Annotated in this window: 22 protein-coding genes and 3 tRNA genes; 3 read left to right on the top strand and 22 right to left on the bottom strand. The window is 36.4% G+C overall.

Annotated features, from left to right (window positions below; all coding sequences use genetic code 11):
* Nucleotides 1–186: 186 nt before the first annotated feature.
* Nucleotides 187–669: a DUF402 domain-containing protein gene (locus BM157_RS07230; RefSeq protein WP_022501454.1), complete on the top strand. Its 483-nt coding sequence runs from the start codon at nucleotides 187–189 to the stop codon at nucleotides 667–669.
* 25 nt (nucleotides 670–694) lie between these two features.
* Here BM157_RS07230 and BM157_RS07225 read toward each other — a convergent pair whose 3' ends face one another.
* From BM157_RS07225 to BM157_RS07190, 8 genes are all read right to left on the bottom strand, one after another.
* A complete protein-coding gene (locus BM157_RS07225; RefSeq protein ID WP_022501455.1) occupies nucleotides 695–1,180 on the bottom strand; it encodes a deoxycytidylate deaminase in 486 nt (161 codons plus the stop codon).
* 5 nt (nucleotides 1,181–1,185) lie between these two features.
* The gene (gene rpiB / locus BM157_RS07220; protein ID WP_055173813.1) at nucleotides 1,186–1,614 is read right to left on the bottom strand and encodes a ribose 5-phosphate isomerase B; all 429 of its coding nucleotides are present in this window, start codon (nucleotides 1,612–1,614) and stop codon (nucleotides 1,186–1,188) included.
* A 42-nt stretch (nucleotides 1,615–1,656) separates the two neighbouring features.
* A complete protein-coding gene (locus BM157_RS07215) occupies nucleotides 1,657–2,118 on the bottom strand; it encodes an arsenate reductase/protein-tyrosine-phosphatase family protein (protein ID WP_022501457.1) in 462 nt (153 codons plus the stop codon).
* Nucleotides 2,119–2,176: 58 nt separating this feature from the next.
* The gene (locus BM157_RS07210; RefSeq protein ID WP_090140489.1) at nucleotides 2,177–3,232 is read right to left on the bottom strand and encodes an L-threonylcarbamoyladenylate synthase; all 1,056 of its coding nucleotides are present in this window, start codon (nucleotides 3,230–3,232) and stop codon (nucleotides 2,177–2,179) included.
* 92 nt (nucleotides 3,233–3,324) lie between these two features.
* The gene (gene cwlD / locus BM157_RS07205) at nucleotides 3,325–4,065 is read right to left on the bottom strand and encodes an N-acetylmuramoyl-L-alanine amidase CwlD (protein WP_022501459.1); all 741 of its coding nucleotides are present in this window, start codon (nucleotides 4,063–4,065) and stop codon (nucleotides 3,325–3,327) included.
* Between the two features lie 127 nt (nucleotides 4,066–4,192).
* Nucleotides 4,193–5,887 carry a glycosyl hydrolase family 18 protein gene (locus tag BM157_RS07200; protein WP_318255855.1) on the bottom strand — a complete coding sequence of 565 codons (1,695 nt, stop codon included), beginning with the start codon at nucleotides 5,885–5,887 and terminating at the stop codon, nucleotides 4,193–4,195.
* A gap of 404 nt (nucleotides 5,888–6,291) precedes the next feature.
* Nucleotides 6,292–6,936: a hypothetical protein gene (locus BM157_RS07195; protein ID WP_055173806.1), complete on the bottom strand. Its 645-nt coding sequence runs from the start codon at nucleotides 6,934–6,936 to the stop codon at nucleotides 6,292–6,294.
* A gap of 4 nt (nucleotides 6,937–6,940) precedes the next feature.
* A complete protein-coding gene (locus tag BM157_RS07190) occupies nucleotides 6,941–8,596 on the bottom strand; it encodes a serine/threonine-protein kinase (RefSeq protein ID WP_318255864.1) in 1,656 nt (551 codons plus the stop codon).
* A 250-nt stretch (nucleotides 8,597–8,846) separates the two neighbouring features.
* Here BM157_RS07190 and BM157_RS07185 point away from each other — a divergent pair, with 250 nt between their 5' ends.
* Nucleotides 8,847–9,758: an adaptor protein MecA gene (locus BM157_RS07185; RefSeq protein WP_022501463.1), complete on the top strand. Its 912-nt coding sequence runs from the start codon at nucleotides 8,847–8,849 to the stop codon at nucleotides 9,756–9,758.
* A gap of 205 nt (nucleotides 9,759–9,963) precedes the next feature.
* Here BM157_RS07185 and BM157_RS07180 read toward each other — a convergent pair whose 3' ends face one another.
* Nucleotides 9,964–10,170 (bottom strand): DUF1858 domain-containing protein, encoded by a 207-nt coding sequence (locus BM157_RS07180; RefSeq protein WP_022205867.1) that lies wholly within the window; start codon nucleotides 10,168–10,170, stop codon nucleotides 9,964–9,966.
* A gap of 194 nt (nucleotides 10,171–10,364) precedes the next feature.
* On the opposite strand from BM157_RS07180, the gene BM157_RS07175 reads away from it, so the two are divergent.
* Nucleotides 10,365–10,535: a DUF362 domain-containing protein gene (locus BM157_RS07175; RefSeq protein WP_022501464.1), complete on the top strand. Its 171-nt coding sequence runs from the start codon at nucleotides 10,365–10,367 to the stop codon at nucleotides 10,533–10,535.
* Between the two features lie 142 nt (nucleotides 10,536–10,677).
* On the opposite strand, the gene dnaB is transcribed toward BM157_RS07175, so the two are convergent.
* The 13 genes from dnaB to BM157_RS07110 form a co-directional block, all read right to left on the bottom strand.
* On the bottom strand, nucleotides 10,678–12,018 hold the full coding sequence (gene dnaB, locus BM157_RS07170) for a replicative DNA helicase (RefSeq protein ID WP_022501465.1): 1,341 nt from the start codon (nucleotides 12,016–12,018) through the stop codon (nucleotides 10,678–10,680).
* A 23-nt stretch (nucleotides 12,019–12,041) separates the two neighbouring features.
* The gene (gene rplI / locus BM157_RS07165; RefSeq protein ID WP_090140481.1) at nucleotides 12,042–12,488 is read right to left on the bottom strand and encodes a 50S ribosomal protein L9; all 447 of its coding nucleotides are present in this window, start codon (nucleotides 12,486–12,488) and stop codon (nucleotides 12,042–12,044) included.
* A gap of 42 nt (nucleotides 12,489–12,530) precedes the next feature.
* On the bottom strand, nucleotides 12,531–14,585 hold the full coding sequence (locus BM157_RS07160) for a DHH family phosphoesterase (protein WP_090140479.1): 2,055 nt from the start codon (nucleotides 14,583–14,585) through the stop codon (nucleotides 12,531–12,533).
* Between the two features lie 302 nt (nucleotides 14,586–14,887).
* On the bottom strand, nucleotides 14,888–15,151 hold the full coding sequence (gene rpsR / locus BM157_RS07155; RefSeq protein ID WP_022205046.1) for a 30S ribosomal protein S18: 264 nt from the start codon (nucleotides 15,149–15,151) through the stop codon (nucleotides 14,888–14,890).
* Between the two features lie 18 nt (nucleotides 15,152–15,169).
* Nucleotides 15,170–15,619, bottom strand: a complete 450-nt coding sequence (locus BM157_RS07150; protein WP_055307073.1) for a single-stranded DNA-binding protein — start codon at nucleotides 15,617–15,619, stop codon at nucleotides 15,170–15,172.
* A gap of 48 nt (nucleotides 15,620–15,667) precedes the next feature.
* The gene (rpsF, locus tag BM157_RS07145) at nucleotides 15,668–15,955 is read right to left on the bottom strand and encodes a 30S ribosomal protein S6 (RefSeq protein ID WP_022501469.1); all 288 of its coding nucleotides are present in this window, start codon (nucleotides 15,953–15,955) and stop codon (nucleotides 15,668–15,670) included.
* Between the two features lie 106 nt (nucleotides 15,956–16,061).
* The gene (locus BM157_RS07140) at nucleotides 16,062–16,259 is read right to left on the bottom strand and encodes a DUF951 domain-containing protein (RefSeq protein ID WP_022501470.1); all 198 of its coding nucleotides are present in this window, start codon (nucleotides 16,257–16,259) and stop codon (nucleotides 16,062–16,064) included.
* A gap of 4 nt (nucleotides 16,260–16,263) precedes the next feature.
* Nucleotides 16,264–16,848 carry an AAA family ATPase gene (locus BM157_RS07135; RefSeq protein ID WP_022501471.1) on the bottom strand — a complete coding sequence of 195 codons (585 nt, stop codon included), beginning with the start codon at nucleotides 16,846–16,848 and terminating at the stop codon, nucleotides 16,264–16,266.
* Nucleotides 16,849–16,866: 18 nt separating this feature from the next.
* Complete coding sequence (locus tag BM157_RS07130; protein ID WP_090140477.1) at nucleotides 16,867–18,285, bottom strand: YveK family protein; 1,419 nt, start codon at nucleotides 18,283–18,285, stop codon at nucleotides 16,867–16,869.
* Nucleotides 18,286–18,321: 36 nt separating this feature from the next.
* Nucleotides 18,322–19,203 (bottom strand): hypothetical protein, encoded by an 882-nt coding sequence (locus tag BM157_RS07125; protein ID WP_090140475.1) that lies wholly within the window; start codon nucleotides 19,201–19,203, stop codon nucleotides 18,322–18,324.
* Between the two features lie 285 nt (nucleotides 19,204–19,488).
* Nucleotides 19,489–19,559 (bottom strand) — tRNA-Cys (locus BM157_RS07120).
* Nucleotides 19,560–19,592: 33 nt separating this feature from the next.
* A tRNA-Glu gene (locus BM157_RS07115) sits at nucleotides 19,593–19,664 on the bottom strand.
* Nucleotides 19,665–19,723: 59 nt separating this feature from the next.
* Nucleotides 19,724–19,795, bottom strand: a tRNA-Asn gene (locus BM157_RS07110).
* Between the last annotated feature and the right edge of the window lie 90 nt (nucleotides 19,796–19,885).

Genomic DNA, 19,885 nt, shown 5'->3' with positions numbered 1-19,885 from the left:
TCTTATAACCCACTCATTTTAATTATATATTCGATTATAACCTTTAATTGTTAAATTGTCTACAAATTTTCTTGTCCAAATATGTCCAAAAAAAATTGAATTTCACACGTTTACTTGATATAATTTTGATAATTAATATGTGAAATTTTAATTATACAAATTTAATATTTTTAAGGAGAAATGCGTATGACAACTTTATTCCGCAAACGCCTGATACCTGATGAATGTGTAAGTCTTAAGGACGACATTATAATTCATCAGGATGACAGCCACATTATAACAAGCTGGAAAACTTTCCATCCTAAGGCAGAATTCTCTCACGGAATATCATATTACCTTATTAATGATGGTTTCAAGGTAAGTAAATTCTACAAAGAAGATAATTCACTTGCCTATATATACTGTGACATAATTGACACAGCCTATGACGCTGGCACAGATACCTATGTCTTTACCGATCTTCTGGCTGATGTAATTATTGAGAATTCTGGATTTGTCCGTGTTGTAGACCTTGACGAGCTGGCTGATGCAGCAAGTGCTAAGCTTATATCTGATGCTATGCTTGTTAACGCCCTCCACAAGCTTGATAAGCTTCTTAAGACAATATATGACGGAACATTTAACGAATATATTAATACCATTAACGAATATGAAGCTGGCATACACTAACAGTATGTCTGCTTCATATTAATTCTTATAATTCTATAGTTATCTCCCTGTTAGTATGCTCATAGCGGTAATATCTTACGCCTGCCGCATTAAGCATTCTCTTAGAGGCAATAACTGAGGCTGTATCTGCATATTTATCACTGTCATACACAACAGTCTTTATTCCTGCCTGAATAATAGCCTTGGCACATTCATTGCAAGGGAACAATGTGACATACATCTTTGCCCCATCAAGCGTACCTCCACGATAATTAAGTATAGCATTAAGTTCACTGTGAGTTGTGTAGAAATATTTATTATCCAGAGGGTCACCTTCCCTGCACCATGGAAACTCATCATCTGAACAGCCCCTTGGAAGTCCATTATAACCCATAGAAAGTATTTTATTGTCACTGCTTACAATACACGCTCCAACCTGTGTATTAGGGTCTTTGGAACGAAGTGCTGAAAGCTTTGCAACACCCATAAAATACTCATCCCACGATATATAATCCTTTCTTTTATCGCTCATATATATTACTCCTCAAGCATTGATATTCTTCTTATATGTCTTTCATCATTGCTAAAGCCTGCCTCTAAAAATGTATCTGCAATTCTGAATGCAAGCTCTGGTCCTATAACTCTTGCACCCATACAGAGTACATTTGCATTATTATGCTCTCTTGTTGCCTGTGCACTAAAACAGTCACTGCATAATGCAGCTCTTATTCCCTTAACTTTGTTAGCAGCCATACTCATTCCAATTCCTGTTCCACATAAAAGGATACCAAGCTCACACTCACCACTTGTTATAAGGTCTGTAACCTTGTGTGCGTATACAGGATAATCGCACGACTCTGTAGTATAAGTTCCTACATCATTACACTCATAACCTTTCTTCTTAAGGTGTTCTATTAACTGGTTCTTAAGGTCTATTGCTCCGTGATCACATCCAATTGCTATCATAATTATAATCTCCTTGTGTATTTTATTAACTTCTATATAACTTTAATCAGCTTCATTCTTAGGTGCTGATATTACCTTCACTACTTTTTCAACATAGCTGTAGAGCTGTTCAAAACATTTGTTATACTCTTCCACACCCTTGCCATATGGGTCTGGTACTTCAACATCACCCTCACCCGCAAGCTCACTTAACGTAAATACATTAATCGCCTTGTCAAAGGTATCATATATTTTCTGTTTCATTGACGAATTCATCGTAAGAACAAGCGTATCTATGCCAAAATCATCATTAACAACCTGAACCGATACATTACTTGGCATAATCATATCGTGTCTTGCCGCCACAGCTACAGCCTTGGGATTGTATGGCTCTGGAAATAACACAACCATCCCCCTTGATTCAACTCTTATATCCGGCATAAGCTTGGTCATTATAGTAGCCGCCATAGGGCTTCTGCAGGTATTACCCATACATATAAATATAACTTTATTAAATCTGTTCATAATTTGACACCACCCAGTTAATGAATAATTAAGCTGGCATATGATTAACCATTGATCTTTAAATATTAATTATAGTATGTCCAGCCGCTTTTATCAATCGGTTCATAACTGCACGTCCAACATTATCTGTCTCGAAGCTCTCTGAAAATACATAGTCTACATTTTCATTATCAAACTCTCTTAATACTGCATACAGATGTCTTGCCGCACTCAGCTCATCATCTTTATGTCCCATCGAAACAATTATTCCCTTGTTATAATTGTGCTTTCCTTCTTCTGTTGTCATTACAGCGACTTTGTATCCCTGACTTATAAGTCTGTTCACATTATCGTTAATATATTCAACAACCTTAGCCTCATCACCCTCAACAATCTTAAGATCTGCATCAGGTGCATAATGCTTATATTTCATACCCGGTGCTTTAGGAACTACTCCAGACTTAACACCTTCCGTTATCGCAGGGTCAATTCTTACCCCGCCTATAACCTCTTCAAACATCTCCTTAGTTATATATCCGGGTCTTAATATTGTGGGAACCTCTTCACTAAGATCAATAATTGTAGACTCAACACCTATGTCAACAGTATCATCTTCAATTATCATATCTATCTTTCCGGACAAATCCTTTATTACATGGCTTGCCCTTGTAGGGCTTGGCTTTCCTGATGTGTTAGCACTTGGAGCTGCTATATACACACCTGATGTTCTGATAAGCTCTGCCGCAACCTTATGGCTTGGCATTCTTATCGCAACTGTTCCAAGACCACCTGTAATTGAATCTGGAACTATGTCCGATTTCTTCAATATCATAGTTAATGGTCCAGGCCAGAATTTATCGGCAAGCTTTAATGCCTTGTCTGGTACTTCACAGGACAGCTTATATAAAGCCTCTATATCTGCAATATGAACTATAAGCGGATTGTCTGAAGGACGTCCTTTGGCAGCATATATCTTTGCTGATGCTTCCTCGTCAAGTGCATCTGCACCAAGTCCATATACAGTTTCTGTAGGAAATGCTACAAGCCCTCCCTCTCTTAAAATCTTTCCAGCCTGTTCATATATTTTCTTATCCGTAAGACTGTCATTAGTTATTTTCGCAACAATTGTATCCATTGTTACACACCTCTTTTTCTTAAAATGTTCTTAAATGAACTATATTCTGATGTAAATGGCAGATTTCAATTCTGGAACTTACGTCATAATCTTTAATTCTGTCCTAGATATTCAATTATTCCACAGTATATGCTGTACGCAGTCTTCTGCTGGTATTCATCATTGTTAAGCTTATACGCTTCTTCCCTGTTAGACAGAAATCCACACTCGACAATAACCGTTGGCACCTGCGTATTGCGCAGCATATAGTAAGCAGAATCGGGTTTTTCAACTCTTTTATTAGTATTATCAAGCTCTTTAATCATATTCTTCTGAATAATTCCAGCAAGCTTCTTTCCCTCCTCAGACTGCTTGTAATAAAATACCTGTGCACCCTTAGAGGCTTCTCCTACATAACTGTTCTGGTGTATGCTTACTGCAATATCTGCTTTGCTTCCATTAATAATACTACATCGTTTCTTCATATCAGCTGCTTTCTTATTACTGTCACTTTCCTGATACAATCCGTTATCGTCTGCCCTAGTCATTATAACAGTAATTCCCGACTGTTCAAGTAATATTTTCAATTTTGAAGCAATTGCCAGATTGACATCTTTTTCAAGTATGCCATCAGCACTTATCTTTCCAGGGTCAATACCGCCGTGTCCGCTGTCTATGGCAACTGTCTTTGCCTCATAATCAATATTTTCCTGTGCCCCGCCGGAGTATTCACCGCTTATATATCCTTTGTCTGAATTTCCAGAACCTGTGCCACATTGCTCTAATGCTAAAGCCGCGGCTATAACAACAATAATCTCAACTGCTACCAGTACTATTTTTAATTCAGGACGCATAACTATCACACAACTACACATTTATTAAAATGTATGCGCTTTGTGCCATCGCAATTCCTTTAATCTATTTAATACTATTCATTAATTATAAGTACTTAAAGCATTTCCGACATACTAATATTTATAATTAATCATTAATATACTGGTTAATTACATTCCACACAGAAGCTTTCTCTAGTCCTAGCTTCCATACCGCAATTCCTGCCGTATTGTTATCAACTACGACCTTAAGTTTCTCCTCGATTGATTTGTCTTCCTCAAACCATATCTTCCTGATTACTCCATTTTTATCATATGAGCATACATACTGTCCTGCATCATCATTCCATATGGCTGTCTGTCCGTCTTTGTTAAGCTCATCAATAGCCGCCTGCATACCAACTGCACTGCTTGTTGTCGAAGTCTGTGATACGCTCCATATTCTTGTAAAGAAAGGTATACCTACAACAACCTTATCAGCCGGTACTAATGCTGTCATATCTTCAACTGCTTCCTTAACAAATGGAAGTGAAGCAACTGAACCGGCCTCAGAACCTGCATAATGCTCATCATATGCCATAACAATTGCATAATCCACATAATCTGACTGCTCCTTAAGATTATAACAGCTGTTATATGCCTCCGGCTTGTAATTATCTGTTGACAATATAATATTATTCTTATGGCACTCAACCGACAACTCTCTTACAAATTGCAGGAAATCCTTAGCATAATCACTCTTAACATTTTCCAAATCAAGATTAATTCCGTCATATCCATATACCCTCGCATCTTTAATAAGCGTATCAATCATTGTCTTTCTTGCTGTCCTGCTTGAATATAACGCCTTAAAATCTACTGACTTATTAAAATCGTCCACTAAAGGCCACACCTGTAACCCTCTGTTGTGCATAGCATTAACCCACGAAGCCGATGAGTAATTACTCATACTGCCATTTTCTGATGCAATGCTGTACCAGGTTGGAGCGATAACATTTATATTAGACAGACCTGTAAGCTGTGTATAGTTATCATTGCCAGCCGTACCAGCAACCTGAAACCAGCCAAGCTTAACCTTCTGGCTTATTGACAGCCCTGCATACTCTGACTCATATGTATTATCCGGAACTTCTGTATACACTTCACTTACATCACTGCTCTTTACATAACCCGTGTACCCAGTAGCACTTATTACCTTTATCCAGTCGTCAAAGCTTTCTACATAATATACGCTGTCACCTTTATTAATCTGCTCTAAAATGTCACTTTTAACGCCGCCTCTGTATCGTATATACATATCATTCTTAGCTGTAACCCTGCTGACCTCTCCGTTAATCATATTAACAGACAATCTTGAAGGCTTGCTTCCATATGCATATGTGCAGTTCGTATAATCTGCCACATACTGAAATGCTATATACATTGTGCCATCTATCTCACACGCTATCTTATATTCACTATCATATGTATTACCATCGCTGTCCTTATACCCTGTGCTGTCAGGCTCGTATATATATGTCCTGCTGTCATCTGTATACAAAACAGCGTTACTTTCTTTGTCATAATAAAATCTTACATTTATATAATCAGACACAAAATCCACCGGTAGATACAACACATCATCTCTCATAACTCCGATATCACTGTAACTTTTATTATCAATTATAACGAATGTCTTATCGGTATTACTATCAACCTCAAAATATTTATAACCGTCCATCCATTCCTTAGATGGAGCGTATCTTTTTACTAAAAATGTACCTGCTGCCAGTGCGGCAAGAACAACCACTGCCACAACTGCTATCAGTCCGGTTCTATATCTGTGTTTCCTTCTGCTTCTCATTCTTATCTCCATTCCTGTCTATACTGTTATTTATTACGCTCACGCTCTGACACTAAATAATTGACTTTATTGTATTTCTTCATTAAGTATACGAAGTGCCCGATCTGACATTAAATATATGCCTTTATTGCATTAACAATAATATTTATTATTCTGACTATATACAGTATCTTTGCAGAAGTATTGTATCATTTAATACTGGCAGGGTCAAAATGTATTTAACCCCGCCTTGTATATTGTATGGCGAAGGGACGCCTTTAACTTATATTAATGTATTTTTCTGTTATATTTATTAACATATTTTTCATTAATACATTTTTCTGAATATATCTTTAATTAATCTATTATAAATAATATTGATATACTCATTTTATTAAATTGTCCGTGATATTATTTTTGTGATATTATCTTATTTCCCCATTATAACCTTTATAGGAAGGTACTAACAGTTTCATAAACCAGTGAAGATTTTCTCCACTTATCATAAAAGGATTGCGCTCTATCGGTGTTAATTCCACCTTCACTCCATAATCCTGCAATAACTGCTCATTCTCTTTTGTGCCATTGGTCAATGTATACATAGTTAATCCCTTTATATGAAGAAATCTGCCCATTCTCTCAATCTTTTTAATACACTCCTTGAATTTCCACGGAAGCATTGACCCTATAAGCATTTTCTTGTCACACCCTGCCAGTGTAGCAGTCATTCTTGCAAATGTATCCTTGGCATCACCAAAATCTATATCTATTATTACTATATCATAATTATCTTTTAATATATTAAAACTATTGTCATTCAGAACCCCGTAAAAGTCTATCCCATTAATACTGTAGGCATGTCTTGATACCATCTTCTTACAACGTACTGTTCTTCCTGCACACATCTGCTCTTTCATGAGCACATATGTCTTAATGTCACCTGCAACAGCCGTCTTTCTCTTTAATACACTTGTAAAAAACACTGCCAGCATAATAGTCACATAAGTTGCACCTGCACTGTCACAAAGCCCTGCTACTCCTATAGTCCTTACATTATCAGATATTCTCACATTTTTATACTGATTTAGTAATTCCCTGCTCTTTCTTTTCTGCTTCAATCCCTTTATATGTTTTAATTCTTTTATTTGTCTTAATCTTTTGCATGATAACCCATATTTTTTCATATAATATTTTATATAACTCCTTTTTTTGTCCTGCATCTATGTTCTCCCATAAAGCAGTAAGATTATCCTGCATAAAATCCTTCATAATTAAAGTCCACGCAGCGTTATTCTCGTACCACTCATATATACACGGCACTCTATAACAGCTTTTCTTATCTGCTATAGTATTAGAATACCCATAAAACTGCACTTCATTAACAAGATTAACAAATATTATGCTGTTATGGCATATTTTATCAGTTTCATCTATGAGGCTGCTCTCACTTCTGACATCATATTTTCCGCCAACAACACATATATTTATTATTTTTGAATTATTATCATTTATTATTGCCTCATAGCCATAACTATCTATCATTACTCTTTCGTTACAACTATCCATATGAATATTTTTTAATTCATTATCACAATCCTTAAATAATGAATTAACTCCACTGTCAATAATTACAATGTCAAAATTATCCTGTATATCATAATTAACACCCTGCGTTTCATCTCTGCCATATGACGGCATCAGCCATATTCCCCTGCAGATAAGAAGGCCTTCTGATGTAGAACATATACTATTATCTGCCAATGCCGTCTGTAATATATCCGTTCTTCCCGAACCTTCTATTACCAGACATTTCAAGCCATAATCACCGAGGCAGTGTGCCATACTAAGCACAGTATGGGTAACTCCAATTCCTCTCCTGCTACCTGATACTTTAATTATATAAGAGTAATTCTTAATTCCATAAATGCTGTTTATTTTGTAATTTTCTAATACACTGCCTGACACATATGTATTATTTAATGCTATACTGCTGGTTTTATTTATTGCATTTTTATTGATAAATTTTATTTTCTGGAAAAATGTAATATCAGACCTTGCAGTTTGTTCCAGTTCCCACCTTAACGCTTTAACATTTTTATAACGTCTGTATTGATTATGACGGGTACATTTATTAATTACCGGGTATAATTTATTATGGACTGTGCTATTGCTGTCAGCCATAAACTTAAGAACCATTCCAACACTGTAAATATCAGTCTGATAAGTAAGCTCCTTTCCGCTGTACTGCTCAGGTGCAGCATAACCTGGACTTATCATACCAGCCTGCGTTAATCCAGCTTTGTGAATCGAACTCCCAAAATCTATAAGTTTAACATTATTATGCTCATCAATTATGATATTATCAGGTTTAATATCAAGATGAATTATTTCATTATCGCAGTTATGCAGATACTCCAATATGTCACATAATTTAACTGCTATATCACAAATCTCACTTGTCTTTATATTGTCTGTATCATTAATATATGACCTTAAAGATTTACCAGATATATATTCTTCAATAATGCAGATACTTATATCATCTTCTTCAATATCGTAAATTACTGGAATGTGGGAATGTTTAAGATTCTTAATTAGACGGGCTTCTCTTAAGATAGTGTCACTATCCATATCAGCCTTTCTGATAACCTTGGCAACTCGCAATGTATCAAGTGCGGTATGCCTTACTAAATATACATTAGAATGATTGGTCTTGGCCAATTGCTTTATTATCTCATACTTATCGCTAAATTCCTGTTATTCACCTCCGTTGACTTATAGAATTAAATTACTCTGATTAGTTTATATCATACTTTTAATATATTATCAATACAATTTTACAACTTCTTGTCGAAATTTTTAAAATTTAGAGATTTTTTATTTTATGAAACATCCAGACTCCTTTACATATCTATGAAAAATGAGTATTATATTTTCATAGATATAATTAACTATGCACTTCGCAAGAAAGGAGATTGTTATGAAGATTGAAAGAGTTAATGAGAATCAGATACGTTGTACACTCAATCAGGCTGATCTTGCTTCTAGACAATTAAAGATAAGCGAACTTGCGTATGGCAGTGAAAAAGCAAAAGAACTTTTCAGGGATATGATGCAGCAGGCTTCCTATGAGGTTGGTTTTGAGGCTGACGATATTCCGCTTATGATTGAAGCAATTCCTATTTCATCTGATTGTATTGTTCTTATTATAACAAAGGTCGAGAACCCTGAAGAATTAGATACACGCTTCTCTAAGTTCTCCCCTTTGGATGATGGTGAGTATGATTATGACGATGATTATTCAGATATAGAAACTATTGATGATAATTCCTATAATGATACTTCTGTTCCGCCTACCGCAGGTGATGAGCTTGATGCGGATACAAAGACCACATCAGAGGGTGGGATTATCGGTGATGACCTTATGAATTTATTCAGCAAGGTAAGAGATTACCTCAACAATTCCAAAGAGAATACAGTCAGCACTGGAAGCAGGCATACTGCTCCTGACACCACTGCTATCCCTGAGGAATTTGCCAACAGCGACAGAAGCAGTTCTGATAATAATACTGAACACAAAGCTCCCGCTGCACCTGTTCCTAAGACAAGAATATATTCTTTTGAATCTATGGACGATTTTATTGATGCTTCCAAGGTCATTAATCATATTTATAATGATCCAAGCTATCTTTACAAGAAGTCAGGCAGTGACAGATATTACCTTATTATGCAGAGATGCTGCTGCTCATCTGTAGATTTTAATAAGGTATGTAACATATTATCAGAATATGCCCTTAAAGAAACTTCAAACGAAGCTTTATTTGCCTTCTTTAAAGAGCACGGTGACTGCATTATAGCCAAGCACGCGATAAATGTTGCAGCTAACCTCTAATACAACCGCTGGTGGAGTTAACATTACCATATGCACATTTTTGATTATCTGCATACAGCTTTATAATCCGGATAATTATACCAATATATACCAAAATAAAAAATACCCCATTGTAGTAACACCAGTCTCCAGTTATAAACTGATTGCAGATGTTACTACAATGGGATATCTTTTTAATATTAAGCAGCCTTTAGCTTTTTTAATATTAGCCTAATGACTGAAGGTAGCTCTGGATTTCTTCTACGAGCATATCGCTGTCAATACCGTGTACCATAGCAGCTTCTTCTAATGTCTCTCCTGCTGATGAAGGACATCCAACACAGTGCATACCTGCACCCATAAGAATTGGAATTACTCCTGCATCAATCTGTATAACTTCACCAATTGTTGTGTCCTTGGTAACTCTTGCCATACCTGTTTCCTCCATATATATTAATTCCTGTTATAATCAGGTTGTGTGGTCTATATTTCCGACACATACAACTACTATAATATTACCCAATAAAAATGTCAAGAATACCTGATTTGTGTTAATTTTTTTGTCTTGAATTTTTTCTTACTCTATCGTATAATATGGATACAATAAATCCAAGGAGGAATATTATTATGGCATATGTAATTAGTGATGATTGTATCAGTTGTGGTGCTTGTGCTGCTGGATGTCCAGTTGAAGCTATCAGCGAAGGTGCTGCTCATTATGAAATCAACGCAGATGTATGTGTAGATTGCGGTGCTTGTGCTGGTGTATGTCCAGTTGGTGCTCCAAACCCACAGTAGTTTGAAGATACATAACTAACAACAGCAGGTGTGAATTATCACACCTGCTGTTTTATTTTAACCATTAACTTTTAATCATTAATTCCTAAACAGTTATATTAACCGCGTTTTTCCTAATTGATACACTTTATCATTATCAATTCTATGAACCCATATTCTTTGCAAGGTCTGCAAATCTTGTCTGTTCTGGTATCCAAGCCATCTTAACAGTTCCTATAGGACCATTTCTTTGCTTAGCTATGATAATCTCTGCAATACCTTTAAGTTCTGTGTCCTTATTATAATAATCATCTCTATAAAGAAACATAACTACATCGGCATCCTGCTCTATCGCACCTGACTCTCGCAGGTCCGATAACATAGGTCTGTGGTCTGGTCTTTGTTCTACCGCTCTTGAAAGCTGTGACAGTGTAACTACAGGTACATCAAGCTCTCTGGCAAGTGCCTTTAATGAACGGGATATATCTGATATTTCCTGCTGTCTTGACTCCGTCCTTCCATTACCACTCATCAACTGGAGGTAATCGATTATTATTAAGCCAAGATTATTTTCCATTTTGTACTTTCTGCACTTAGACCTTAACTCCGATATCGTGATACCCGGTGTATCATCAATAATAAGCTTGGACTTTGCTATTCCATCTGCACCTTCAATAAGCTTGCCCCAGTCATTAGAGTCAAGACGGCCTTTTCTAAGCTTGTCGGCATCTACTGATGACTCAAGCGAAAGCATACGGTTTACAAGCTGTACATTTGACATTTCCAGACTGAATACGGCTGTTGTTATGCCCTGTTTAATAGCAACATTTTCCGCCACATTAAGGACAAACGCAGTCTTACCCATAGATGGTCTTGCGGCAACAAGCACAAAATCTGATGGCTGTAATCCGGATAAATAGCTGTCCAGATCCTTAAAGCCTGTAGGAACACCAGTTACGACACCTCTGTTCTTAGCCGCTGTCGATATCTTATCAAGTGCTTCAAGAACAACCTTATCAATAGGAGTATAATCACTTGCACCTTTATTTCTTACAAGCTCGAATATACGCTTCTCTGTCTCTGCAAGTATATCCTCTGTGCTGTCTTTACCTGCATAACAGTCATTAGCTATCTTTTCATTAACTTTTATAATATTTCTTAAAATGGACTTGTCTTTAACTATCGTTGCATACTGTCTTATATTAGCAGAGGTTGGCACTGATGAAAGCAATTCCCTGACAAATTCAAGACTATACACCTCTGGAGGCACATCTTTTTCTTTAAGCTTCTCCTGTAAAGTAACAACATCTACAGGCTTGCCTTCATTATTCATCTCCACCATAGCCTGAAACATAATCCCGTACTGCTTATAATAGAAATCATCCTGCATAAGCATTTCGCCCGCAGTAATAATAGCCTGCCTGTCCCATATCATAGAACCTATTACCGATTGCTCAGCTTCAAGACTATTAGGCATAGTTCTGGTAATATTTAATTCTTCCATAGTTCCTCACTTATACAAATGTATTATTTCTCCACTACTTTAACAGTCAATTTAGCTGTTACATCTTTATGAAGCTTAAGTGCAATTATATGTGTACCTAAAGTCTTAATAGGCTCATCAAGCTTCATCTTCTTCTTATCAACTTCAAGTCCAAGCTGTTCCTTAACAGCTGCGGCTACTTCCTTAGTTGATATTGTTCCAAATGTTCTTCCACCCTCACCTGTCTTCATATATACTGTAACGGATTTATCTTCGATAGTTGCAGCAAGCTCTTTAGCCATCGCAAGCTCTTCTGCTGCCTCTTTTTCTTCTCTCTTCTTCTGAAGCTTAAGGTCATTAAGATTTTTAGGTGTAGCTTCTATACCAAGCTTCTTAGATATAACATAATTTCTGGCATATCCATCATTTATCTTAACAATCTGTCCCTTTTTACCTAATGTTCTTACATCTTCTAATAAAATAACTTCCATAATTAACCTCTTTTCTGCACTTTATCTGTGCTTAAGCTTATACTATATCTCGCCCTCAGCAAGCATATTGTCGAGAGTAAGTTTAATTGTATTAACTGCCTGCTGTATTGTACAATTCGTAAGCTGAGCACCGGCAATACTCATATGTCCGCCACCGCCAAGCTTTTCCATAACGAGCTGTACATTTACCTCGTCTATGGATCTTGCACTTATATATAATTTATCTTCATATTGTGTAATAACAAATGAAGCCTTTATTCCTGATATATCAAGAAGCTGGTTCGCAGCCTTTGCACCACCTATAGTCGGGCTTTCAAGACCTTCTCCGTCAAATACAGTAATAGCAAATGCAGACTTGTATACCTCTGATTTGCTTACTGCCGAAGCTATCGCCTTATATTCATTCATATCATTCCTAAGCATTTTCCTTACTCTTGTAACATCTGCACCGTGTCGTCTTAAGAATGCCGCGGCCTCAAATGTACGTGGACCTGACTTGCTGTTAAATCCATCTGTATCTATTGATATTCCCGCATATAGTGCATCTGCCTCAAATGCTTTAAGCTTAATTCCATCATCAACATACTGTATCATCTCTGTGACCATTTCACAGGCTGATGAAGCATATGGGTCTACATAAGAAAGCACCGCACCAGTAATTGTATCGCTTGAACGTCTGTGGTGGTCAAATACAATTATAGTCTTACATTTATCAAGAAGCTGCGGACACTCTGTTCTCTGTGGTCTGTTCACATCTACAACTATAACTACCGTTGATGCTGTAAGATAATTCTCTGCTTCCTCTTTTTTAATAAACATATCATCTGGATATTCTTCTTTATCTATAAAACGGTTCATAAATGGTCTGACACTGCTTGAAATCTCGCCAAATACAATATGAGCTTCCTTGCCGAACTTCTTGGCAATAATATATATACCAAGTGCAGAACCAAATGAATCTATATCTGGCAGATTATGTCCCATAATAAGCACATTGTCATTAGCCTCTAATATCTGTCTTAAAGCGTGGGCTTTTACACGTACCTTTACTCGTGTATTCTTCTCCATCTGCTGACTCTTTCCACCATAATAGTATATCTTCTCACCATCTTTGATAACTGCCTGGTCACCGCCACGTCCAAGTGCCAGATCCATAGCCGCCTTGGCAATATCATAATTTCTGGCATAATCAGCCGCACCAGTTCCTATGGCAATACTTAATGTAAGTGTCTTTTCATTACCGACTTTTACGCTCTTTATATCTTCCACAAGACTGAATTTATCTGCGAGAAGCTTCTCAAGGAACTTATATCTGAATACAACAAGATATTTATCTTTCTCCAGTTTTCTTATAATAGCCGCACCAGCTGAGAAATATTTATTAACTCTCTTATCTACAAGTCCGACAAATAAAGAACGACGCACATCATCTACACTTTCAAGTGCATCTTCATAATTATCTATATATACAAGCCCGACTACAAACCTTTCATCTCTTATCTTCTGTATGTACTGGTTAATATCCGTTTCATCAAACATATACATAGCTACAAGCGAAGAATTATAATCTTTGGCAAGAATATTAACACCTTGTGTGATTATATCAGCACTTATTCTCTTCATTTCAACACGGTAGTCCCTGTCATTAAATGCGACCCTGATTTCTTTGAAATCCTCAAAATTCCTGAATACATTGGCTGATAACTCAGGTATGATTGTAGAAATATTTTTATTAAGATCATTCTTTCTGTTAATACTTGCCTGCATAGAAGCATTCATCCATAAAATATTACCTTTATTATCCAAAAGGCAATAAGGTATGCTTAACTCATACAGCAGCTGTCTTTGTACCTGAGAATAATTGGAAGAAAATTCCACTATCTCCTTTATTATTCTTGGACGAAAATAGCATATCATCATCGCACAGACAAAGGCATATATAACTATAAATACTGCAACAATTGACGCTGCCACACTACTCACAAAACATAATAATATATCAAGTAATACAAGTAATATACCAAGACCTACAGGCCATAAAAATATAGAATTAAGCCTGCCAGATGGTTTGAATGACTTTGTTTGCTTATTATTCATATTAATTCCTCAATTCCTGCTTGCTTATATACAGCACACTACTATGCCCAAACGCATATGCAAATTATAACACAACTTCATCTGTCTTAAAAGCTATATTAAATAATTATCTATCCCAAAGCTCAATTACACAATTATCCTTATCTTCATTAAGATACATATTCTAAGCCTTACCTACAGGCAAAGTTAATAACCAAAATATATTTAAACATATCTGTATAATAAAATTAAAAAAGCTTTCACAAACATATACGTCTGTGAAAGCTCTTTAAACCGCAGATTATACTAACCTACAATTATAATTATTCTACTGTGTAAGGTAAAAGTGCTACATGTCTAGCTCTCTTAACTGCAACTGTAAGTGCTCTCTGGTGCTTAGCACAGTTACCAGTAATTCTTCTAGGAAGAATCTTACCTCTTTCAGATACATACTTCTTTAATAAAGCAACATCCTTATAATCTAATGCCTTGTTTGCATCAGCACAAAATGCACATACTTTCTTTCTTCTGCGCATTGGTCTTCTTCTCATCTGACCCTCTGGTCTTTCAGCCTTCTTATCTGGCATATCAAGTTACCTCCTATCTTAATTGAAAGGTAAACCCTCGTCTTCAACGCCATCAGGAATATTCATAAATCCATCCCCAGCAGCAGCGCTTGGTTCTGGTCTTGATGGTGTATATGCTGCTGTCTCACCTGACGCAGCGGATTTACTTTCAGCAAATTCCTGTTCTTCAACAACAACATCAGTAGTGTAGACTCTCTGTCCATCCTTATTAGTATAACTACCTGTCTGGATACGTCCTGTAACAACAATCTTAGTTCCCTGATGAAGATACTTTTCAGCAAATTCTCCAGATCTACCAAAAGCAACACAACTGATAAAATCAGCTGACTGCTCATCATTATTGTTTCTTGCACGTCTTCTGTCTACTGCTAATGTATATCTTGCTACTGCCATAGAGCCATCTGCATTCTGTGAATAGCGTACATCTGGTTCTCTTGTCAGTCTACCCATTAATATAACTTTGTTCATACTTATTCTCCTCTTCTATAAAGAGTTGTAAGCCTAAACGTCAATCAATTATTCTCCATCTTTAACGATTAAGAATCTAATAACGTTCTCCATAATACGAATTCTTGACTCAACTTCTGCTGGTGTAGCTGCATCAGCTTCAAACTTAATGAAGTTGTAGTATCCTTCGCTCATATGCTGGATTTCGTATGCAAGCTTCTTCTTCTCGCAAGTACCTGGATCAGTAATTGTACCGCCAAAACGAGTGATTAATTCCTTAACCTGCTCTACTGTAGCGTTTCTTACTTCATCCTCGACGTTTGCGCTAACAACTAATGCTAATTCATACTTATTCATTCTACGTCGCACCTCCTTCTGGTCTTTAGGTCCCTTTTATTAAAATATAAAAAGAACAAGGATTAATAATATCACGAGGATTGATTATAGCACATAATTATAATTCTTACAAGTCATTATTGACTGATTTTTGTATTTTTTTTGTATTTTTTTCAACAAGCGAACGCTTTAAAATTATCTCATGCATACAACCACAGCATTTTAACTTAATATCCGCACCCACTTTAATAACTTCCCACTCGTCACTGCCACAAGGGTGTTTCTTCTTCATTTTAATAATATCGCCACATTCTAATTTAATCATAGACCTATTCTCTTATAATAACTCCTAATACATTACACTCCTTATCTTCTAACTGTATAACTCTGTTATTAAGCTCGTCCTCATCGTAAGTTTCCTTTTCAGCTATTATTGCCGCATATCCACAAAATGCAGCAAGTGTTCCATCCTCATCTGAGTCCACCACAATATAATCATATTCTTTAGAATACTTATCTATAAGTGACTTAAATATCATTATCTCATCATCTGTCACAACACCATCTTCATTGATACCTGTAAATATAAGGCTCAAATTCTTGTGATTAGTTACACAGACTATTTCTTCATTCTTCTCAGGTCTTTTAATATAATCAAGCACACCCTTCGCACTCTTGCCAAGCTTATACTTTCCAAGAAATACATCTGTCCTTATATCTCCGTCCACAAAAAGCACTTTATTGCCTTTTTCCATAATATTATAGGCTATTTTAAATGTATCCACCTTACCGCCAAGCACTGCAAATGCTTTGTGATTTCCAAGTCCCTCTATAATATTATCTGTTATTTCTAAAAGACTTTCTGCTTGTGTTTCTGATGTTTTAACTAATTTGTCAACATTTACACTATACATACGACTTCACCCTTTTAACTACTTTCTTATTGTACCTAAAATTCTGAACTTTCTGCTTTCAGAATTAACCTCTTCGCTATCATTTATATCTGTATTATTGTTCAAATCTGTATTATTGCCTGCATTATTAAGCTGAGCCTTGTCAACTTCTGCTCCAACGGCTGAAACCACTGGTTCACTTACAACATTAGCTTTCTGGCTGGCTGCATCAGACTCTTGTGCTGACTGGTCTGCCTCATTGACTGGCTCTGCAGCTTTAACTTCCTGTACTGGCTTTTCAACTTCTACAGCACTAGCTAAGGTCTCCGTTCTGGCTGGTACTTCTGCACTAGAGGATTGTTCTGCATCGACTGGTGCTTCTACACTAACAGACTGTACTGTGCTGACTGGTGCTTCTACACTAGCAGACTGTACTGTGCTGTCCGGTGCTTCTACGCTAGCAGACTGTGCTGTGCTGACTGGTGCTTCTACGCTAGCAGACTGTACTGTACTGGCTGATGCTGGCTTTACGTTCTTGTTGGCATTATCCAGCTGTGTGCCTGCATTATCCTCACTTATAGTAGCTGCCACTTCCGCCTGTGCCTCATAATCGGCTTCGTCCTCTGCTTCTTCTATTGTATCTGTATCTTTTAATATATCTTCGTCCTGAGCAGCCTCGCGAAGAATATCCTCATCCAAATCTTCTTCATCATCAGCTTCATAGACTTGCTTTTCATCCTCTATATTAATAAGGATATCTTCATCTTTATTCTTCTTATTAGAATGTTTCAAAACCTTTTCTTTCTTATCTTTAGATGTTTCAATTAAGTCTGGCTTGTGGTCAATATACTCCACATTACCAAATCTTCTCTCGTATTCAAATTCGTGGTTAAAATCTTCATCCTTTGACTTAAATGCACTTATGCAAAGGCATACAATTATCTCTATAAAAAGACATACTGCACTTGCAATGGCTGTAATTATAATTGTATTTCTGTATAAATCCGGCTTAAATGCTACACCTGTAGATGTACCCTCTGATAATATCTGAATTGACTTAACCGGTATTATAGATGTTGTCTTAACTGCTGTTGTAGCTACCGCATCAACATATTTCTTTGCTGTATTCTGGTCTGGATTGACGCATTTAATCTCTACTATATTACTGTTAGCAGGAGATGAAACTGTTAAATACTGTGCTATATCCTCTGATGTTCCTGCCACTCTCTGTGCCGCAGATATTACCACACTGCTCTTGAAAATAATAGTAAAATCTTCCTTCAACCCACCATTATTGGCTCTTATTGAAGCCTCATTTTCTTCTCCAGGCACAACATATAACTGTGTTGTCGATTCATACATTGGATATATCATCTTGTTCTCGTACATATATCCGCTTACTCCACTAAGAATTGCTACTAATATTAATATTAGCACACACCTTGAAAATCTCTTCATGTCCTTCTCCTTCTTAACATATTATCTTAATTTCCACTACTGCTGTGGATAATAGTACCATCTTATAGCTGTTATTACGCCATTGTTATCTATATCAAATGCTATCTGTGCAAAATCATCATCTACTGATGCAGTTCCATTTTTATAGTCAGGTGCAAAATATGTAAATTCTATTATATAATTATCTGCTGTTTCATCACTGTCATAACCATTAAAATTAATTAATCCATAAGCAATTGCATCTTTAGTATTAACCTTGTCAAGCTCATCTAGTGTAAAGCTTCCATATAGATATTTACCCAGCACTGCTGTGCTGTCATCTGATGTATAATAATTATTCTTATAGTCTTGATCCCTGTAATATACGCTTAATATTGAGTCAACCGACATACCGACCTTAAGTCCTCTTGAAAATACATCTTTATCGCTTACTGATGCCGCCGCTGTCAGCTTGTATGTACCATTTTCATTCTTTCCAGCTGTCCTGCCGTCATCTGTGAACTTTACAAATATAAGAGTCAAATCATTATAAGAGCATACCTTTTCCGAATATTCCGCATTGGCATTAGAGTCTTTTTCTGTAGACTCATATTCTGATACCGGTGTGCCATATATATTCTTAACTGCCGCTTCTGTCATCATATATTTAAGCGAATTAATTGTTAAATCTGTATATTGGAACTTGGAAGCCTTGCTTTCTTCCACTGTAGCATATTCCTTATAACTTGTTATATCTTCATTATTATCTGTTATAACTGCTTCTGTTCTGTTACCACAGGCTGTCGTCCCTGCCATTATTGATATAATAGCGGCAATTCCTGTAATCTTTCTTATAGTACCGTTCTTTGTGAATTTAATTCTTGTAAACTTACCCACAGTATTCTTAATGAACTGCTTAAAAATGTTAGTTGTATTCATTATTCACCATTACCTCTGACTTATTTATAAAACCTATTTAATATATTATAACATATCAAAAATCTTTGTAAAATAATATATCTCAAATATCTTTCTCAAATATCTTTCAAAATAAATAATACATCACATTGCAAAAAGAATGTGCAACGCACATCCTAGCACAGAGTGCGGTCACCAGTGACTAACTACATCTTTGCACGAGCGTACATCAGTATAATAGGGAATTCTATCTGAATTTTCTATTACACAAAAAAACCATCTCACATAATTGTGAGATGGTTAAAGAGGCGACAACCAGATTCGAACTGGTGATCAGGGTGTTGCAGACCCACGCCTTACCACTTGGCTATGTCGCCATAACATATTATATTCATAGTAAGAACAAAAAATGACTCCAAGGGGATTTGAACCCCTGATACCACCGTGAAAGGGTGGTGTCTTAACCGCTTGACCATGGAGCCGAAATATCTATTAAAAAAAATAAGAATGAGTGTGAGCTATCACGAATTCATTCTTACAGCTCCCCGAGTAGGGCTCGAACCTACAACAACTCGGTTAACAGCCGAGTGCTCTACCATTGAGCTATCGAGGATTACACCTGAGTTCCTTAACTCATTATTTAAAGGATTGCTCCTTCAAAACTGCACATTAAATATATCTTATACATCCGTATCCTGTCAAG

This window comes from [Lactobacillus] rogosae (genome assembly GCA_900112995.1).
GTDB classification, from domain to species: Bacteria; Bacillota; Clostridia; order Lachnospirales; family Lachnospiraceae; genus Lachnospira; species Lachnospira rogosae.
Note: the sequence above shows the minus strand (reverse complement) of the source record. Positions and strands in the feature narration are given on the sequence as shown.

Excerpts from the sequence above, each read along its gene's own strand:
- BM157_RS07230 (WP_022501454.1), top strand. The coding sequence starts at position 187 with ATGACAACTTTATTCCGCAAACGCCTGATACCTGATGAATGTGTAAGT.
- BM157_RS07225 (WP_022501455.1), bottom strand. The coding sequence starts at position 1,180 with ATGAGCGATAAAAGAAAGGATTATATATCGTGGGATGAGTATTTTATG.
- rpiB (WP_055173813.1), bottom strand. The coding sequence starts at position 1,614 with ATGATAGCAATTGGATGTGATCACGGAGCAATAGACCTTAAGAACCAG.
- BM157_RS07215 (WP_022501457.1), bottom strand. The coding sequence starts at position 2,118 with ATGAACAGATTTAATAAAGTTATATTTATATGTATGGGTAATACCTGC.
- BM157_RS07210 (WP_090140489.1), bottom strand. The coding sequence starts at position 3,232 with ATGGATACAATTGTTGCGAAAATAACTAATGACAGTCTTACGGATAAG.
- cwlD (WP_022501459.1), bottom strand. The coding sequence starts at position 4,065 with ATGCGTCCTGAATTAAAAATAGTACTGGTAGCAGTTGAGATTATTGTT.
- BM157_RS07200 (WP_318255855.1), bottom strand. The coding sequence starts at position 5,887 with ATGAGAAGCAGAAGGAAACACAGATATAGAACCGGACTGATAGCAGTT.
- BM157_RS07185 (WP_022501463.1), top strand. The coding sequence starts at position 8,847 with ATGAAGATTGAAAGAGTTAATGAGAATCAGATACGTTGTACACTCAAT.
- BM157_RS07180 (WP_022205867.1), bottom strand. The coding sequence starts at position 10,170 with ATGGCAAGAGTTACCAAGGACACAACAATTGGTGAAGTTATACAGATT.
- BM157_RS07175 (WP_022501464.1), top strand. The coding sequence starts at position 10,365 with ATGGCATATGTAATTAGTGATGATTGTATCAGTTGTGGTGCTTGTGCT.
- dnaB (WP_022501465.1), bottom strand. The coding sequence starts at position 12,018 with ATGGAAGAATTAAATATTACCAGAACTATGCCTAATAGTCTTGAAGCT.
- rplI (WP_090140481.1), bottom strand. The coding sequence starts at position 12,488 with ATGGAAGTTATTTTATTAGAAGATGTAAGAACATTAGGTAAAAAGGGA.
- BM157_RS07160 (WP_090140479.1), bottom strand. The coding sequence starts at position 14,585 with ATGAATAATAAGCAAACAAAGTCATTCAAACCATCTGGCAGGCTTAAT.
- rpsR (WP_022205046.1), bottom strand. The coding sequence starts at position 15,151 with ATGCCAGATAAGAAGGCTGAAAGACCAGAGGGTCAGATGAGAAGAAGA.
- BM157_RS07150 (WP_055307073.1), bottom strand. The coding sequence starts at position 15,619 with ATGAACAAAGTTATATTAATGGGTAGACTGACAAGAGAACCAGATGTA.
- rpsF (WP_022501469.1), bottom strand. The coding sequence starts at position 15,955 with ATGAATAAGTATGAATTAGCATTAGTTGTTAGCGCAAACGTCGAGGAT.
- BM157_RS07140 (WP_022501470.1), bottom strand. The coding sequence starts at position 16,259 with ATGATTAAATTAGAATGTGGCGATATTATTAAAATGAAGAAGAAACAC.
- BM157_RS07135 (WP_022501471.1), bottom strand. The coding sequence starts at position 16,848 with ATGTATAGTGTAAATGTTGACAAATTAGTTAAAACATCAGAAACACAA.
- BM157_RS07130 (WP_090140477.1), bottom strand. The coding sequence starts at position 18,285 with ATGAAGAGATTTTCAAGGTGTGTGCTAATATTAATATTAGTAGCAATT.
- BM157_RS07125 (WP_090140475.1), bottom strand. The coding sequence starts at position 19,203 with ATGAATACAACTAACATTTTTAAGCAGTTCATTAAGAATACTGTGGGT.